We start from the raw sequence: 17,942 nt of genomic DNA, 5'->3' as shown, positions 1-17,942 counted from the left end.
CACTATAAAAAGCCCCATAATAGGTAATGCCAGTCAGTTAAGCTGATTGGCATTACTGTTTTTATTAGCCGGATATTTAGAAAACTTTGCCTTAACCTATCTATGATAACGCCTACCTTCTTGTTTTGCTGGTAATTTAAAGTAACTTAATTGTTTAAGTAATTGGGTATTGTGCTTCGGAATTTTCATGGCGATATGAGTGGTATTGCGGCAAAAAAGTTGAGTCACTGCCATTGAAGCACAGTCTCTAAAGGTTATCGACGCTTTCTAACAGTTGCTAGACTGGCTTGCTTAAAGCCTTGCTCAATTAATTGAGGCGATAGTATTTCTGCAAGCTTTTCAAAAGCATCAAAAGTTGTTGCTAACTCTATTTCAAAGCACATAAAAAATCCGATATCAATAAAAAATATCGGACTTTGAAGCATTCAGAAGTCAGTCAATGGATCGTTAAATATTTCTTAACTGATCAGAATTACCCATAAGAGGGCTTTTTATATCAGTTTATGGTGTTGATCAACTCAATTTAAGCCGCATTAATATTTGCCAAAGACAATGCTGTATTAGTGTGGGTTATTTTTTTCAAAGCATTTATTTTCAACGCTTTGTAGTAGCACCAACCCTGATGTACAGTCACACCTTTACTGACAAGGTAGGCTGCTTGATGAGGTGTTTCTACCCCCTCTGCTATCAACTTTTTGTCTAACTTATTCGCCATTTCAATTACAGCGTTAAGAACGGGGGATTGCAAATTATCAAGTCCGATCGACGCGACAAAACTCTGATCTATTTTCAACAAATCAATTGGAAAGCTCTGCAGATATTGTAACCCGCAATAACCCGTACCAAAGTCATCGACTGCGACCTCTATGCCTTGATGAACTAATTGTTCTAAAGTTTGCTGTACTTGGTGTTGTGACAATACATCTCGCTCTGTCAATTCAATGGTCAAAGCGTTTATCTGTTGATGTGCTTTATAAAGTGTATTTAGATATTCTTGACAACAAAGGAGCTGACCATTGACGTTAAACGATACTTTAAAATCAGGATTTTGAGTAAACAAGGGAGCCAATTCCTCCAGCGCAGTATCCACTTGCGCAATTGATATTGCCACAATCGCCCCACTTCTCTCTGCTTCTGGGATAAAATATGCAGGCCCTAATTCACCTTCAGTCGGATGCTGCCAACGGATCAACACTTCCACCCCAACAATATTTTGGGTTTTTGCATCGATCAAAGGTTGATAAACATTAAATAACTGCTGCTTTGCAATGGCGTGTTTGAGCTGAGATTTTAAACTCAATTGTCGCTGCTCATAATGATGATGTAAAAAGCTCAAAGCGGCCCATGCAAATAGATACAACACAGCCAATACGCTCAAAGACGATGGGGCAACTAAAAAAATAGATAGGCTGTTGCTGCTCGCTATAATCGCAAGCTTAGGTAATGAAGCCAGTGGTTTAGCATATAGGTATTTACCTTGCCCATCATCGAACTCTCCTTGCGCTTGTACTGATCTTTTAATAGGAAATAAAGGCTCGTTTAGCGGTAAACTATAATGGCCTTTCAATATAATAGGTACACCTGTTTGACTATCTACTAACGCGATAAAGTCAAGACCAGAATACTGCTCTAACTCCAACGTATGACGTAACCAATCACTGGGTAACAGTACATTAATTTCATAGCCATCAGGTCGTGTTCTGGCCAGTACAAACGCAGACGCCTCCATATATTCACTAATGATAGGACCATGGTATCTTAACCCATCTGCTTTTATTGGCGCTGTTGTTTGAATCGGTGGATTTAATCGCTCATAGGAATTACACAGTAATTGGCCTTTTTGATTAACAATACCAATTTCACTCATTGCAGGGTTTTTAAATACTTGCTGGCGCAATCTAAATAGTGTTTCAGGCGGGCAACTTACATCAAGCGACTGAGCCTGATTCAAAAATTCATCTATCTCTTTAATTTGCGAGTTAAGTTCAAAGTGCACTTTTTCTGCAATACTTTGAATGTGGTGTTTTTCGCTATCACGGTGCTGTAAAAATAATAATGCAAGTAAAATACCAAATATAAAGCTGCAAGCCAGCCAAGCTAACGCAACGCTTCTTAATTGCTTTGCGAACATATATGCCCTTGGCATGATCTAAACTCCAGCCTGCCATTTTTAAGAGGTACAAGTTTAAATAATATGTATGACTAATTTATGACAAAACAAAAGGCCTTGAGTGTTAACCCAAGGCCTTAAGAATAGCTTCAACTTTTAAAAAATATTAACTTTCTTTACTGGTACCAACTTCGACGCGAGTCTTCAGTTTTTGACCTGGACGGAAAGTTACTACGCGACGCGCAGAGATAGGAATGTCTTCACCTGTTTTAGGGTTTCGACCCGGTCTCTCTTTTTTGTCACGAAGATCAAAGTTACCAAATCCAGAGAGCTTAACTTGCTCTCCTTTTTCAAGCGCTGAGCGGATTTCTTCAAAAAACGCTTCAACTAAGTCTTTGGCATCCTTTTTATTTATCCCCAATTTTTCAAATAGGTGTTCAGCTATGTCGGCTTTAGTAAGCGCCATATCTAGTCCCTCAACGATGCATTAAATTGTTTGGCCAATTCGGCCACCACGTTGTCTACAACTTGATTGATGTCTTTCTCTTCGAGTGTTCTATCAACCGCTTGTAGTGTCAGAGCAATCGCCAAACTCTTAAAGTTTGGCTCAATACCTTTGCCCTTATACACATCGAATAAGTTTAGGTCAACTAATTGATTTCCGCCAACTTTCTCAATGCTTTCTAAAATATCGCCTATTTTTACGTCATCTGCAACTAAAATAGCAATATCTCTGCGATTTGATGGAAATTTAGACACATTTACCGCTTCTGGAAGCTTGCGAGTACTTAATGCATCCACTTCAACTTCAAATACATAGGCCGTACTGTTCAAACCTAGAGACTTTTGTAATTGTGGATGAACTGCGCCAATAAAGCCAACTTTTACATCATCAAAATATATAGCTGCTGATTGACCTGGATGCAAGCCATCATTTTCCTGCGCCTTAAAGCTAAAACGTGAACGATCATTTGTTAAAGCTAATAACGCCTCTACATCCCCTTTAATATCAAAAAAGTCAGCGGGGCGAGATGCAATAGACCAATGCTCATTATGAGTATTACCATAGACAATACCACCTAAAACAGCAACTTGTGCAACACCATTTTCTGCCGAGTCATCAGATAAGAACTTTAAACCTTGCTCAAATAAACGAATACGTGGTTGCTGGCGATTTTGGTTGTAAACAGCGGCATTGATTAATCCCGTCATCAAACTTACTCGCATTGCTGACATTTCAACCGAAATTGGATGAGGCAATACTAATGCATCAGACTGTGGATGAAGTAACTGCTGCGCTTTAGGGTCAACAAAGCTATATGTGATAGCCTCTTGGTAACCACGCGCTACTAGCTCGTTACGCAAGCGGGCAACAGGCACATTCGCCTCAGCATGATGGGTCATTTTTAACGCAGCTTTAGGTGCTACATTGGGGATGTTGTTATAACCAAACACCCGTGCAACTTCTTCAATCAAGTCTTCTTCGATACTGATATCAAAACGATAACTAGGCACTATTGCTTGCCAAACATCATTTTCAAAACTGACTTGTAAGCCAAGGCGCGCTAAAATATCGCTCACCTTATCATCAGCAATAGGGTGGCCTATCACTCTATCTAAACGCTCTCGGCGTAACGTTACAGATTTTTCTTTTGGTAAATCAGCTTCTGACACAGCTTCAACAACAGGGCCTGCCTGACCGCCTACAATCTCCAATAATAATGCTGTCGCTCTGTGCATAGCATCGTGTTGAAGTGTATAGTCCACGCCACGTTCGTAGCGGTGAGACGCATCGGTATGCAGTCCGTAACTACGCGCTTGACCAGCAATCGCAAGCGGTGCAAAAAAGGCACTTTCTAATAAAATATCTTTGGTGCCTGCTTTTACGCCAGACGCTTCACCACCAAAAATTCCCGCCATCGCCAACGCTTTATTGTCATCAGCTATAAGCAATGTAGACGAGTTTAACTTAGCGGTATTACCATCGAGCAAGACTAACTCTTCTTGCTCGTTCGCGTTGCGAACTTTAATACCACCATCAATCGCAGCTAAATCAAAAGCATGCATTGGGTGACCAAGCTCTAACAATACGTAGTTGGTAACGTCAACGACAGGGTCAATAGAGCGCACACCCGAGCGACGTAGCTTTTCAACCATCCAAAGTGGTGTCGTTGCATCAAGGTTAATACCCTTGATGATTCTGCCTAGGTAGCGCGGGCACGATGCACTATTAACAAGCTCTATGGCTATTTTGTCGTCAATGCTCGGCGGCACTGGCTCAATATTTATTGCACAAACGTCAAGTGAATTTAAAACGCCTACTTCACGTGCTAAACCTTTAATGCCTAAACAATCACTGCGGTTAGCCGTTAAATCCACATCAATAGTAACGTCATCTAAAGAAAAGTATTCGCGGATACACTGCCCAACAGGTGCATCAGTAGGTAATTCTAAGATACCCTCTGAACTTTCTGCCATACCAAGCTCTTCAAACGCACACAGCATACCGTGAGATGGTTGACCTCGTAACTTGGCTTTTTTAATTTTAAAGTCACCAGGTAATACAGCCCCCACTTTCGCAACTGCTACTTTTAAGCCTGCGCGACAATTTGCTGCGCCACAGACAATATCCAACAGCTCGTCTTCGCCAACATTAATTTTAGTTACACGTAACTTATCAGCGTCAGGATGTTGAGCACATTCAACGACTTCCCCTATCACTACCCCAGTAAAATCACCTGCAACAGCATCTAAACCATCCACCTCTAAACCAGCCATAGAAAGCTGTTCAGATAGAGTCTCAGTATCAATGGCTGGATTAACCCACTCTCTTAACCACTTTTCACTAAATTTCATATTTACATCACTCTTATCTGAATTGGTTTAGGAATTTTAAATCGTTTTCAAAAAATGCACGTAAGTCATTAACGCCATAACGCAACATGGTTAGACGCTCTACCCCCATACCAAAGGCAAAACCCGTATACTTTTCAGGGTCAATACCCACTGAGCGTAATACATTTGGGTGTACCATGCCACAACCCAATACTTCTAACCACTTACCATTTTTGCCTTTTACGTCGACTTCTGCAGAAGGTTCAGTAAATGGGAAGTACGAGGGACGAAAACGAATTTCCATATCTTCTTCAAAGAAGTTGCGTAAAAAGTCGTGCAAAATACCTTTTAGCTCAGTAAAGCTGACGTCTGTATCGACCATTAAGCCTTCAACCTGATGGAACATTGGCGTATGTGTTTGGTCATAGTCATTACGATAAACACGCCCTGGTGAAATAATGCGCAGTGGTGGCTGCTCAGCTTCCATTGTACGAATTTGCACGCCACTGGTTTGTGTGCGCAATACCAATTTAGGATTGAAGTAAAAGGTATCGTGATCTGCACGCGCTGGATGGTGCTCAGGAATATTTAAAGCGTCAAAGTTATGAAAGTCATCTTCAACTTCAGGGCCCGACTTTACAGCAAATCCTAGCTCTTTAAAAAATGACTCTATACGCTCAATAGTACGAGTTACTGGGTGTAAGCCGCCTACAGGCATAGTGCGTCCAGGTAAAGTCACATCAATTGTTTCTGCTGCTAACTTCTTTTCAAGAGCTTGCTGAGTTAATAACTCACGCTTTTCGTTGATAGCATCTTGTACTTTGGTCTTTGCTTGGTTTATCACGGCACCCGCATCTTTGCGCTCTTCTGGCGCTAATTTGCCAAGGGTTTTTAATAATCCTGTGATCTCACCTTTTTTACCAAGGTAATTAACTCGGACATCCTCAAGGTGCGCAATTTCGCTCGCCTGTGCAACGGCTTCTAACGCTTGCGCTAAAATATTCTCTAAGTTCATTCTATACCTGATTTTTATGGAGGTAATTTGCTGTGTATTAATCGCTAATGATAACTGAAAGCAAGGCCTAGATTCTAGCCCTAACTTAGCTGAGTTTGCTATTGGAAGTGAATATTTGTAAAAACTTGGCGCTTAGCGGCGAATTATTCTCATAATAAGCCGCTTTTCACCTAATTTATTACAAATTAAGTGTCGTTTTGATAAATGGAATGGTGAGCTTTCTTTGTGCTGCCATTGATGCATGGTCCAACTTATCTAAAACATCAAGTAACGCACGCATATCGCGACTTAAACGCGTTAGCAAAAATCGAGCGCATTCATCTGATAACTCTAATCCACGCATATTAGCCCGCTTTACAAGTGCTTCTGCTTTATCATCATCGCTCATAGAGCGTATCTGAAAAGTCGTTCCCCAAGCTAAACGCGACTCAAGGTCCGGTAAATTAATGTTCAGCATACTTGGCAACAAGTCAGCTGTCACAACAAGGCATTTGTTTGGCTCGCTAAAGCGGTTAAAAAAGTTGAACAGTGCTTTTTCCCATTGATCAACACCCGCAACTAAATGCACATCATCAATGCACACCACATCCAGTGACTCAAGCCCATCCAATACTGCTGGTCCAAAATCAATTACTTCACGTAGGCTCAATAAAATGGTCGAAAGTCCTATCTCCTGCGCGTGTATACAAGTTGCATAAAGCAAATGTGACTTACCCGAATCAGCTAATCCGCATAAGTAAGTGTATTGAAAAGCCTGCGACATATTCTTTAGAGACACTTTTAAGTGATTAACTTCAAGCGATTGTGCTCCCCCAAAGTAAGACGCAAATGTTTCATCGTCTGGAAGTGTGACAGGCAAAGCCATTTGTAAAGGTTCATTACTCATCTCTATTCGCCTACCCAGCTATATCTAAGGTTAGTTGCATTGGCAATTTGATAAAAAGCATGTGGGTCAACGTATACGCTAAATGCTTGCTCTAAATTTAACGACTTAACTAAATCATCAAGGGTAGAGCCATGCTTTATTTGAAAACGCACTTTATCGCCAGAGCGATAAGTTACATCCACATCCTCCACCGTACTCATGCTTACTAGCTGTCGCTTTGCTAATTCAATAGAACTGAAAGAGTTTAAGTTATCTACCATTAAAGTCGTGGTCTGTAGGGCCGTTAATTGATTTGGGTCAATCGCATAATTTTGTGCTAAAGCGGAAGAAAAATCGTTTATCATCGAGATCAGCGTTTGTTGTTTATCACCCACCAACTTATTTACTTCAAACATTTGCGCGTCTGTATAACGCCATTCTAACTGCCACCTGCTACTGCTAGGTTGCTGAAACATCCGAGCCGTTATCACCCGTTCTGCATTATAGCGCCTCGATGCAGACTCCACCGGCTTAGAAAAGTTTCCCCACACTTCAGCTACACTGACCTTCGCTAAGTCGTCTAAGTCTAATAAAGGCACAATCACGGGCACCCCCCACTCAGCTGCGGTATCATAAATCAACCTTTCTAATTGTGGGTAACTATCTTGGGTTACAAACTCTCGGCGAAAATTATCTTCAATCACTAACCAAATTGCTATGAGAGGTCTACGATTACCCCACAATGGTAATTGCGCATCACGCACGAGCTCTTCAACTTTACTAGGCTCAAATCTCACTCTAATTTTTGTAGAGCCATCTGCTACCTCAAGATACTCATATTTGAGCATGTAGTCTGAAATTGAGCGCATGGCTTGTTTTATTAACGCAGAGTCTGTCTCCTCATGGCGTCCAGTGAGTTTTTTAATCACATTATACAATGCTTGCTGGCTCGCTGTTACCCGGGTAGCCCGACTTTTATCAGTTACGTAAAGCTCACTTTGGTAAAGATCTGTAACCTCTACGGCTGCGCTTTGAAACGACCATATCCAACAAAAAACAAATAATATTCTCAATGCCATAACTTAAGATAAGTAAACCTTTATAAGATGATCCTAAAGCAAAGATGACCTAAAGCAAAGTTTTATAACGTGCTCATGTTATTTTGATACAGAAAAAGAAATTTGCTTTTTGCCATTATTTTTAGCCTTATAAAGCGCATCATCTGCTTGATGCAAAATGCCTTCGGCGCTGAATATCTGCGCGTAATTACCAGCCACACCGATACTACAACCACATTGAACTTGTTTAGATTCTGCCACCTCTATAGGCGCGCAGATTTTATCAAGTAGCCTCTGACAAACCTGCTTTAACACACCAAAGTGAAGCGGCTCTGTCATCAATACAACAAACTCATCTCCGCCCAAACGCGACACTAAGTCGTAACTTCTCACCTCTTTGGTTAATCTTTGTGCCACTGTTTGCAACACAACATCACCCGCGTGATGTCCATAAGTATCATTAATTGGTTTAAAGTCATCTAAATCTATATAAAGTACATAAACCTCAAGCGCTATACGTTTAGATTTTGATGACAAGCGAGATAACTCTTTGAATAAATATTTTCGGTTTGCCAAGCCTGTCAAGTTATCATGTAAAGATTCATACTCAAGCTGATGTTGCAACTGCTCTCGCTTAGTAACTTCTAAACGCACTTCTTCTAAACTTTTTTGTAACTCTTGCGTACGCTCCTGAACCCGCTGCTCCAATTCTTTTTGATAAACTTGTAGAGCTTCATTTGCTTCTAGTAATGCTCGCTGATTGTTAAAAGCATCTAGCGCCGACGAAATAACGTGACTAATGGTATAAAGCACATCCACTATCACCCCCGAGTATTCTTGCTCGTTACGGTAGGACTGGATGATAAATGCCCCTAAAAATGAACTGCGATTTGTAAGCGGAAAGCATAACCATTGCTTTGGCATTGTACCTAAAACTTGAATACTCCCTTTTTCAATCAGCGCTTTAATATCTTGTTCAGTAAAGTTACAAATTTTGCGTTGATTTACAGCATACCCAGTCAACGTATTTTCAACCTTTTTAATATCAATATCGCCTAAATCTTCTTCGCGTATATTGTCCATCACATCATGAAAATATGGAAAACTCAGCACGCCATCATCACTGCCAAATAACACCACATAAAAATTATCTGCATAAGTTACTTTTTGCAAAATACAGTGGATATCAAGCAAGAATCTTTGAATAGAGTTGCTGGTATTTAGACAGGCAACGATGTCAGTCACACTATCAATAACGTTATCTTTCGCTATTTTTTGTACAGTCATCATTACTCTCTCATTAATACTAATTTGATTAAAACAGTGCCCATTTTAGCGAGCTAACTGACTCATTAACTTCGCTAAAAATGACTCATGCAGAATAACTACATACGTATATCAACCATATAAATGAGTATAGATTAGGATCTTATATTCGCTAAATATGCACCAGAATTAACAACAGAATAGATATCTTGTCATCTTTACTTCACACAAAGTAAATAGCATGTAAAATAAATTAACTTTTATCTTACTTTTGAGGCTTTTGTGCGACGTTTTACCTTTATTATTTTGCACTATGTGGTAATCCTCAGTATCACTGCAAGCTTGTTATCAGGTTTGCGTATTGCAACTTTAAATAAACCTTACTTACTACAATTTTCTGCTGTGTTACCTAATGGCCAAGTGCACACATTACATCTAATCAGTGGGATTACGATACTAGTGCTTGTTTGTTACTACATTTTTTTTAGACGTCGTTATAAAAAAGTAACGGTACAATCTAACTATCATAAATTCATCACTTACTTGGGCTATTTGAGTATAGGCAGCAGTGTTTTAAGTGGCAGTTTGTTATTACTCGATTGGCTGCCACAACAATTTGTACCTGTTCACTATTATAGTGCTTTAGTGATGCTTATATATTTGCTTTTACATAGTTGGGTTTATATTTTACAGCTTGGCCACAAAGTTCTGAAAAAAGTTTTTTATATACCTCTTCGATTTATACCATATCAATTAACTGTCGCACTAACACTTGTAACTTGTGCATTATTTTATTATATGCAGTCTCTGACTCACACTTTAAATATTACGCCCATTTCATCTAATGTATTAATGGAAATCGATGGTATTGGCAATGAACCGCAATGGCAAAAAGCAGCATCATTGTTAGTGGATACACACCATGGTGCTAATTTTTACAACGGTTATACGCCAGTACAGATAAAAGCACTTAGCAATCATAAAGAAACATTTTTTTTATTTCGCTGGGCAGACCCAACTCAAAGTTTAAATCATTTGCCTCTTATAAAAACTCGCTCAGGTTGGAAAGTAAAAGAAAATGGATTTTATCACTTTGATGAACAAAGTTACTATGAAGATAAATTTGCAGTGATGTTATCTGATAGCTGTCAATTTGGCGCTGATGGCACCATTCATTTAGGTAAACAGCCTTTTACGCACCACCCCAGTAACTGGCATGGTAAAGGGTATCACGCCAGTCTAGATGGAAGGGTACGAGATTTGTGGCATTGGAAAGCAGTACGTACTAACGATATGGTGCTGGCAGATGATAACTTTTTTGGCCCTCTAGCTGTGCCACTCAATGGCCAACGCCGTTACAAAGCGGGCTATTTAATTGATAGTAAAGAAAGCGGCGCTTATGTTATGAATTGGCAGTGGTACTCTTCGCACATGATAATACCAAAGCGTTTACCTAAAGAAAAATCAAATACCTCAGAACCTGTACTTGACTGGTTTGCCAGCACTCCCTATCAAGTATCATTGGATACTTACCCAGTTAATGCACAATTGAGCTCTGTACTCTACCGCTCTAATCGCTTTGAAGGAGATAGGGCAGATGTAAGAGCAAAAGGCCAATGGCAAGCAGGTTATTGGACATTAGAACTTGTTAGGCAAAATCAGACTCACTCCGCTCATGATATAGCGCTTAATAATGGCACCTGTATCTGGGTCTCCGCTTTCGATAGCAGCCAAATTGCGCATTCTCGTCACCAACGAGCGATTAAATTGAGGTATTCGCTGTGATTACACGCGCAATCATATCCGTGCTGTTAGTTGCAGTACTATTATATCTAAATGTTAACTATGGTGGCCATAAAGAAATCGTCCCGCAGCATCACCAGCGCTTTACCAAAATAACAGCACAAGGTAGACAATTAACACCCTGGCAAGGCCCTTGGTCCTGCGTACTTGATAATCAACTCAGTCTATTATGGGAAGTTAAAACTGATGATGAATCTATACATGATGGCTACTGGACCTACTCTTGGTATGACCAAAATAAAGGCCACCCGAACTTTGGCGACTGTTACTTTGAAACAGCACGCTGCGATACACAGGATCTTATCAATCGCACCAACACACTTTCCTTATGCGGTCAAACTAATTGGCGACTACCGACAGAATCCGAGTTAGCCAGCTTACTACAAAGCCCATCAAGACCTGGGCATGTTTATATTGCCCATGATTACTTCATAAACATTCAAAAAGGAGATTATTGGAGTAGTGATGCCAATACAACACTATCACAACATTATGAACACCTTAAATTCGGAGCTAAAGCAGTTAATTTTCATAAGGGTAGTGTAATTGCTTTACCTTATAGAAATGCCGCTTTTGTGATCTTAGTGAGTGATATCACTCAAACTCACCCTCTTTCACAGTTAAGCAGTCGTGATACCCCACTCAAACAATAAAATAGGATCAAGGATATGATAATACGTATCATGAGTATCGCTGTCGCTATAACGCTTGGAGCAAGCGCTCATGCAGGTAGCCAGTTCCATCGGCTAATTTGGGACCATAACCCTGCATCACAGGCCACGATTGGCTTTTCTCCATCTGGGGGCAGTAATCATCATATAAAATATGGTACTTCTACAGATGAACAAACTTGGGATACACATAATGTAGATGCCTCCCACAACTTTGACGGTAACTTATCAAGCCACTTTGTAACATTAAAGAATTTGACTGCTAACTCAGCCGTTTATTATCGAGTATGCGATACTCAAGAGTGTTCAGAACGTTTTTGGTTTAAAACCGCGCCAGCTGATGGTCAACCATTTACAGCCATCGCTGGAGGTGACACTCGAACTGGTTGGACCAATCGACGCAAAGGGAACCAACTTATTGCCAAAATCCGCCCACTATTCATCATGCATGGTGGTGACTATACGAACGCCAACTCAGCATCTGAAATGAAAGAATACTTACAGGATTGGCAGCTCACTTTCTCTAACGATACTATTGATGGCATTAATTACAAGCGGATTTATCCATTTGTAGCCACACATGGCAATCATGAAGATGACAACTATAAAACTCTTTGCCAAGTGTTTGGCGTAGACTACAACCAAGATGGCCAGTGCACCAGTTCAGATACATATGGAGCATTTAATGTGGGCACTTTGCTACGAGTATATACACTAAACAGTCAGTATAAAAACAGTGGCTGGTCAAGTTATGCTACTGTGATGAATAACTGGTTAAAGCAAGACGTTAGCACAAAAGGCAATACAGCCAAATGGCGTGGTGCGCAATACCACAAACCAATGTACCCGCACTATTCAGGTAAATCTGATAACACTATTTTGCATAGTTGGTGGGCGGATCTCTTCTATGATAATGCAATGAACCTTGTAGTTGAATCCGATACCCATATAAATAAGATCACTCAGGCACTAAAGCCTAGTTCAAACGGGTTTAACGCAACCACATCTGGCGGCACTGTGTACGTTGGTGAGGGAAGCTGGGGAGCTCCCGCTCGCTCTGCCAATGATCCAAAAAGCTGGACCATAGACTTAGCAAGTATTCAGCAATTTAAAGTGCTTTCTGTTAGTGAAGATAGCTTACTAGTGCGCACCGCACAATTTGACAATTCAGCACAAACATTAACAAGAGCACAAAGAGAGGCTGAGCCATTGGTACTACCTGCAAATATCAACTGGTGGCATGCAAATGGAATAGGCCCTCTACTGACATTAATACAAGCAAGCAATCAACTCAGCGTGATAGACAATGACGGTTCCGTTGAGCCACCCAAACCGATTGTATTGCAAAATAATGAGGCCCTCGAAAACCTAAGCGCCAGCAAAGATAGTGAAATCAATTATGTACTAGATGTTCCCGCTGATGCTACAAACCTATCTTTTACAACCTCAGGTGGCTCTGGGGATGCTGACATGTACGTTAAATTTGCAGCGCTTGCGACTACAGCAAATTATGATTGTCGCCCCTACGAGGATGGTAACAATGAGCTCTGCCCTTTTAATACCCCTCAAACGGGTAAGTACTATGTAATGCTACGAGCCTATAACACATATTCAGCGCTTACTTTAAGGGCAAGTTTCAACATTGGTACAACACCAGGTAATCAGCAGCAGTGGCAAAATCTAAGCGCCGATAAAGGCAACTGGCTTTACTACACTTTCGATGTGCCCTACTCAGCAAACAGCTTAATGATCAATACGAGTCAAGGTATTGGTGATGCAGACTTATATGTAAGGTTCGCGCAAAAACCAACGCGCTCAGACTATGATTGTCGTCCTTACAAAGAAGGTAATAATGAACAATGTAATATCGCTCGCCCCCAGCAAGGCACTTGGTATTTAGGCGTTCGAGCATATAGCAACTATTCAGGAGTTTTGCTCAACGCACAATCAAAATAACTGCCAAAAAAGTACACGACCCCTTGTTTATTCGAGTAAAAGGCCATAGTTCTTAAGCTCATAGTTAATAAGGGGCATTTGCATGGACTTTTTACATACTATGGTGCGTGTTAAAGATTTAGACGCATCATTAAACTTTTATTGTAACTTACTCGGTTTAATCGAGGTCAAGCGCTACGATAGCGAAAAAGGCCGCTTTTCTTTAATTTACTTGGCTGCACCGGGTCAATTGGAGCAAGCAAAAGCGTCTTTCAAACCTACCATTGAGCTCACTTATAATTGGGACTCTGAAGAATATACTGGCGGCAGAAACTTTGGCCATTTAGCATTTTCGGTAGATGATATTTATGCGATTTGTCAAAAATTACACCAAGCAGGTGTTATCATTAACCGCCCTCCACGATGTGGCCATATGGCATTTGTAAAATCACCTGACGGCATCTCTATTGAACTATTACAAAAAGGTGAGCCATTAACCCCAACAGAGCCTTGGGTATCTATGGAAAATATCGGCACTTGGTAACTAGGCGCACAAAGTACTGTTAGCGCTTAATTTCAAGGTCTTTTTCTGTAATATGATATTGTGCGAGTAGCTGCTGAAGTTCTTGCACAAAAGCAGGCACCTTCATTACCTCATTTATGCTTTTAATTACATCTCTCATTTGTTTAGTTGCAACAATTGCTCTGCTATACGACTCATGTGGCAACTCAGAAAAATAAACATCCTTTTGCCAATACTCATGTTGTGCAACAAAAAAATTAACCGTTGCTCGACTTATAACCGCAACGTCTAAACGCTGCTTTACTATCATTTCCAGTAGCTGCAGCTCAGAGCCAGTCTCAACCAATGTTGCCTTTTCTATTCTGATCACTGGAGCAACTTGAAAATAATGGTATCCTCTTACGCCACCTACCGCTTTATTATATAAAGATACTGGTCCTTTGAACTCAAAGGGCGTTTTAACATGCGAAACAAACTCATCTCGATCATTCATAAATGGAACCGACCATGCAAATTTCTTTTGTTGACGGTCTCTAAACCATACAGGGTTAACCCCCATAATTAAACCATCTAGGGAGTTTTGCTCTATGTCTCTGTTTAGGCGTCGGCGAGGCATATATTCTAATTTAAATAAAAAACCCTGCTGATACTTATTAAGTAAAGTAGTCAAGTCGAAATATAGTCCTACCTCCTCCTCTGAGTCGATAATATAAGGCGGCTTTAAATGGTAGGCATAGATACTCACTGCCTGTTTAGCAAAAGACACCTCACTGACAAATATTAAACAACTGAAAATAATCACCAACACAGGACGATTAGATAATAACTTCATGAATATAGACTTGCTCTAAGAATAGCTGTTCAATATATACAGTTTTAACTAGCGGTTGACACAATGCAACCATTAAACTCTTTAATCTTTCACCTATATATGTACATAAACGGCAAATGCCGCTTATGTACCAGCTCGTAACTAAAAACAACCACCGTCGTTATAAGTTACTTTTAATGATGCAGCTTGGCTGTTACCTGATACTTTCAAATAACCCCAATATTGGGGTTGTGTGCTAACACTTATACATTCAGCATTACCTTGATTCTCAGATTTTTCATCAATATTAGTGCCATCCGGCCAACCAGCATTACTGTACTCAAGCGTTAAGTCTCCACTGCCATTGGCAGTTTCAATTCTAATCATATTTTGCCCACTAACATTTTCAAGGCTAAACCACATGAGCGACTCATTCGCTAAACAAATAAGCTCACCATCATTGGCTCGCCCTCCTGTTTTCGCTGCTTGTGTTTGACACGCATCCGGCAAAGAAGCAATGGGTGCGTCATAATTCGCCACTAATTCAACATCGCTAAAATCATTATAGCCTCTGATCATCACAAAATATTGGCCCGACTGTGGCGCTAAAAATTGGCACTGCTCCGTATTACCCCCAACATATGGACGACAATCATAGCTAGTAAGCGTAGGTTCACTACCGTAAAGGACATAAAGATCTGCATCACCACCTCCTTCGGATATGCTAAAACTTAAGTTACTGGCTTCTTGCGGCACATTCAGCACAAATAACAATTGCTCATTTTGCTGACCTGAGATACTGACTACCTGAGCACGTTGCAATACGGGTATACTCTGGCCTTGAATAATAGTCGCTGTAGTACTTGCAGTGCTTGCAGCACCTTCGGCATCTGTAACAGTTAATGTAACAGAATATTCACCTTCATTTTCATAAGTATAAGATGGGTTAGCTTGTTCACTTTGCTTACCATCACCAAAATCCCACAAATAGCTTGCAATTGGCCCTTGTGCATCAGTGCTACCAGTACTTGAGAAATCAACCGGCTCGCCAGAAACACCTTCATATGGACCATTCACCTGAGCAACCGGAGCCGTGTTATCACCCATTGCAAGCTCTTGTGTCCATTGTGTAAACTCATTACCATACTGCACTTGCCATGCATTGAGTAACAACTTATATCCAGACCAATTGCCTACTCTAGTTTCGTTAAGCATTTTGCTTAATTCATCATTATGACGTTCAAACATAAACCGTACGGCTAAATAGCCCCAGCGATAAATTCGGTCTTGATCGAAGCCATCATAAGTGGTTGCAAATACTTGTTCCAGATCATAGACAGACCCATCTTTTATCGTATCAATGGCTTTTTGATTATCATTCAGGTTAGCGATGTATTCAGCGACGCCTTCGCTCCACCAAACAATATCTTCTGTAGGTGCGTTAAACCCACCATATAAGTCAAAACGACCATCCAGATAATGAACATACTCATGCTCTAAATTCCACACATAATGATCCGCTTTTGCATAGCTGGCCTCATAAGCGACGAAGTTAGCTTGATTGCCAACTTGGCTTGGGTCTCCCTCTAAGTACATGCCCCCATTGTTAGTATCAATTTTAAAAATAGCCTTAGCATATTTTTTATAGTCGCCGCTGCTATTAAAAATATTTACCTGTAAGAATGCATTATTATCGTCTGCCACAGGCGTTTGATTTGTCGCTAAACGCGTGTGGAAGCGCGCCTCTTCTGCTGCCATAGTACTGCATGCTGACGACAGCTGCTGTGATGTCATTTCTTGTGAACGAATACGGATCGTATCACTACACTGATGGGCTTGAGAAAGCACCTGTTGTGTTAACGTATCCTCAAAATCACAAATTCCAAATTCACTACAATCTGCGTAATATGATGCGACATCTGCTGCATTAAGCCACAACGCATCACCAAAACCGTAACTTTTATACGTTGAGAAAATCGCTTTCAAACCGATGGTAACCACTTCATCAATATCACCACCATACTGCTTGAGCCTAGCCAGTTCACCTGATGCATTGACGATTAAAAATTCTGAATCAGAATTAATCATCCAAGATTTTTGCGTAAAATTTGCTAGTAAGTTTGCCAAAGCAGTATCTTTTTTAATATTTTCTACATAATCATCATTCCATTGGCCTCGGAACAAAATAGTGAAAATACCATTTACGGCATTACGCATATTGCGATTACTTGCATAGTTTTCATCAAAGCGCATTAGCCACTGACGAACAACTTCAACATACTCATGTTGTAGCTCAGCACTATCCATCGTCGTGATCACTTCTTGTAGTACTTTACCATGTTCATTATTGTTGCTATAAAAACTGGCATTATTCACAAAAGCATCGATGGCACTTTTCACTTTTACAGTCACGCTTGTGTCAAACGACACAGAATCATTGTAAAACGCGACATAAAATCCGGCACGAATAAATAGAAAAAAGGCTTTTAAATCATCGCTCCCATCCCCACCGTAATTTGTAGCTAAAGTACGAGCATGCTCAGCAATATTGTTCATTTTTGTATTAGTAAATACAGCTATTTGTGTATTACTATTTGCTGAAAACAACTCATTAACACAATTACTTCCTTGTAACTTAATTTGCTCAATCAACTGCATACCGGACGCGTTAGCAAGTGCATCAATATCACAGCTTTGCTGAGCATCAGATGTCATCAACTGACTCAACTGAAATTGTGGGTTTATATTGGCATAGTTAATCAACTGTGATGCAGCAACAGGCGCTCTTTCATCTTGCTTTTTATGCTCATGGCCATGATAGATATGTGAAATTGCCTCTACTGAATGAGGGTGCATAAGCGCAGGCTGCTGGCGCTCTGAAGCACCAAGACTTTGACTAAGTCCAAGTCCCAAAATAGGCAAAGAGCAAATAATTTTTTTCAGTTTCATATTGTGTACCTTCGTATGTTGTGTATCCAAGCCCAGAAATAACGGGCACCATATTGTTAACACAAAATACACAATGCATACAATATATTATATATAACATA

At 40.4% G+C, this 17,942-nt stretch carries 14 protein-coding genes; 4 read left to right on the top strand and 10 right to left on the bottom strand.

Going from position 1 to position 17,942, the window contains the following annotated elements; genetic code table 11:
• Window positions 1-254: 254 nt before the first annotated feature.
• From OCI93_RS04150 to OCI93_RS04115, 8 genes are all read right to left on the bottom strand, one after another.
• Window positions 255-383, bottom strand: a complete 129-nt coding sequence (locus OCI93_RS04150; RefSeq protein ID WP_261625827.1) for a hypothetical protein — start codon at window positions 381-383, stop codon at window positions 255-257.
• 140 nt (window positions 384-523) lie between these two features.
• Window positions 524-2,146 (bottom strand): EAL domain-containing protein, encoded by a 1,623-nt coding sequence (locus OCI93_RS04145; RefSeq protein ID WP_261592797.1) that lies wholly within the window; start codon window positions 2,144-2,146, stop codon window positions 524-526.
• A gap of 130 nt (window positions 2,147-2,276) precedes the next feature.
• Complete coding sequence (ihfA, locus tag OCI93_RS04140; protein ID WP_010362644.1) at window positions 2,277-2,576, bottom strand: integration host factor subunit alpha; 300 nt, start codon at window positions 2,574-2,576, stop codon at window positions 2,277-2,279.
• Between the two features lie 2 nt (window positions 2,577-2,578).
• Window positions 2,579-4,966, bottom strand: coding sequence for a phenylalanine--tRNA ligase subunit beta (gene pheT, locus OCI93_RS04135; protein WP_261625826.1), 2,388 nt, complete (start codon window positions 4,964-4,966; stop codon window positions 2,579-2,581).
• Between the two features lie 13 nt (window positions 4,967-4,979).
• Window positions 4,980-5,960, bottom strand: coding sequence for a phenylalanine--tRNA ligase subunit alpha (gene pheS, locus OCI93_RS04130; protein WP_261592795.1), 981 nt, complete (start codon window positions 5,958-5,960; stop codon window positions 4,980-4,982).
• Window positions 5,961-6,138: 178 nt separating this feature from the next.
• Window positions 6,139-6,846: a DnaA inactivator Hda gene (gene hda / locus OCI93_RS04125; protein ID WP_261592794.1), complete on the bottom strand. Its 708-nt coding sequence runs from the start codon at window positions 6,844-6,846 to the stop codon at window positions 6,139-6,141.
• Window positions 6,847-6,848: 2 nt separating this feature from the next.
• Window positions 6,849-7,904 (bottom strand): DUF2066 domain-containing protein, encoded by a 1,056-nt coding sequence (locus OCI93_RS04120; RefSeq protein WP_261625825.1) that lies wholly within the window; start codon window positions 7,902-7,904, stop codon window positions 6,849-6,851.
• A 78-nt stretch (window positions 7,905-7,982) separates the two neighbouring features.
• The gene (locus OCI93_RS04115) at window positions 7,983-9,173 is read right to left on the bottom strand and encodes a GGDEF domain-containing protein (RefSeq protein ID WP_261625824.1); all 1,191 of its coding nucleotides are present in this window, start codon (window positions 9,171-9,173) and stop codon (window positions 7,983-7,985) included.
• 258 nt (window positions 9,174-9,431) lie between these two features.
• Here OCI93_RS04115 and OCI93_RS04110 point away from each other — a divergent pair, with 258 nt between their 5' ends.
• From OCI93_RS04110 to gloA, 4 genes are all read left to right on the top strand, one after another.
• A complete protein-coding gene (locus OCI93_RS04110) occupies window positions 9,432-10,934 on the top strand; it encodes an ethylbenzene dehydrogenase-related protein (RefSeq protein ID WP_261625823.1) in 1,503 nt (500 codons plus the stop codon).
• Entirely contained in the window at window positions 10,931-11,605 is a 675-nt protein-coding gene (locus OCI93_RS04105) for an Lcl C-terminal domain-containing protein (protein WP_261625822.1), read from the top strand. The genes OCI93_RS04110 and OCI93_RS04105 overlap by 4 nt, the downstream gene beginning before the upstream one ends.
• Before the next feature lie 15 nt (window positions 11,606-11,620).
• Window positions 11,621-13,579: a pre-peptidase C-terminal domain-containing protein gene (locus OCI93_RS04100; protein ID WP_261625821.1), complete on the top strand. Its 1,959-nt coding sequence runs from the start codon at window positions 11,621-11,623 to the stop codon at window positions 13,577-13,579.
• Window positions 13,580-13,661: 82 nt separating this feature from the next.
• Window positions 13,662-14,102 (top strand): lactoylglutathione lyase, encoded by a 441-nt coding sequence (gloA, locus tag OCI93_RS04095; protein WP_261625820.1) that lies wholly within the window; start codon window positions 13,662-13,664, stop codon window positions 14,100-14,102.
• A 19-nt stretch (window positions 14,103-14,121) separates the two neighbouring features.
• Here the strand turns inward: gloA and OCI93_RS04090 are convergent, their stop codons facing one another.
• Together OCI93_RS04090 and OCI93_RS04085 are read right to left on the bottom strand one after the other, a co-directional pair.
• Entirely contained in the window at window positions 14,122-14,913 is a 792-nt protein-coding gene (locus OCI93_RS04090) for a type 2 periplasmic-binding domain-containing protein (RefSeq protein WP_261592787.1), read from the bottom strand.
• Window positions 14,914-15,054: 141 nt separating this feature from the next.
• Window positions 15,055-17,841, bottom strand: coding sequence for a collagenase (locus OCI93_RS04085; protein WP_261625819.1), 2,787 nt, complete (start codon window positions 17,839-17,841; stop codon window positions 15,055-15,057).
• Between the last annotated feature and the right edge of the window lie 101 nt (window positions 17,842-17,942).

The organism is Pseudoalteromonas holothuriae, from assembly GCF_945859825.1.
Lineage (GTDB): Bacteria > Pseudomonadota > Gammaproteobacteria > Enterobacterales > Alteromonadaceae > Pseudoalteromonas > Pseudoalteromonas holothuriae.
This window is presented reverse-complemented; position numbering and strand designations above follow the sequence as displayed.

Bases quoted from the DNA above. Each gene is read 5' to 3' on its own strand.
- OCI93_RS04150 (WP_261625827.1), bottom strand. From the start codon at position 383: ATGTGCTTTGAAATAGAGTTAGCAACAACTTTTGATGCTTTTGAAAAG.
- OCI93_RS04145 (WP_261592797.1), bottom strand. From the start codon at position 2,146: ATGCCAAGGGCATATATGTTCGCAAAGCAATTAAGAAGCGTTGCGTTA.
- ihfA (WP_010362644.1), bottom strand. From the start codon at position 2,576: ATGGCGCTTACTAAAGCCGACATAGCTGAACACCTATTTGAAAAATTG.
- pheT (WP_261625826.1), bottom strand. From the start codon at position 4,966: ATGAAATTTAGTGAAAAGTGGTTAAGAGAGTGGGTTAATCCAGCCATT.
- pheS (WP_261592795.1), bottom strand. From the start codon at position 5,960: ATGAACTTAGAGAATATTTTAGCGCAAGCGTTAGAAGCCGTTGCACAG.
- hda (WP_261592794.1), bottom strand. From the start codon at position 6,846: ATGAGTAATGAACCTTTACAAATGGCTTTGCCTGTCACACTTCCAGAC.
- OCI93_RS04120 (WP_261625825.1), bottom strand. From the start codon at position 7,904: ATGGCATTGAGAATATTATTTGTTTTTTGTTGGATATGGTCGTTTCAA.
- OCI93_RS04115 (WP_261625824.1), bottom strand. From the start codon at position 9,173: ATGATGACTGTACAAAAAATAGCGAAAGATAACGTTATTGATAGTGTG.
- OCI93_RS04100 (WP_261625821.1), top strand. From the start codon at position 11,621: ATGATAATACGTATCATGAGTATCGCTGTCGCTATAACGCTTGGAGCA.
- gloA (WP_261625820.1), top strand. From the start codon at position 13,662: ATGGACTTTTTACATACTATGGTGCGTGTTAAAGATTTAGACGCATCA.
- OCI93_RS04090 (WP_261592787.1), bottom strand. From the start codon at position 14,913: ATGAAGTTATTATCTAATCGTCCTGTGTTGGTGATTATTTTCAGTTGT.
- OCI93_RS04085 (WP_261625819.1), bottom strand. From the start codon at position 17,841: ATGAAACTGAAAAAAATTATTTGCTCTTTGCCTATTTTGGGACTTGGA.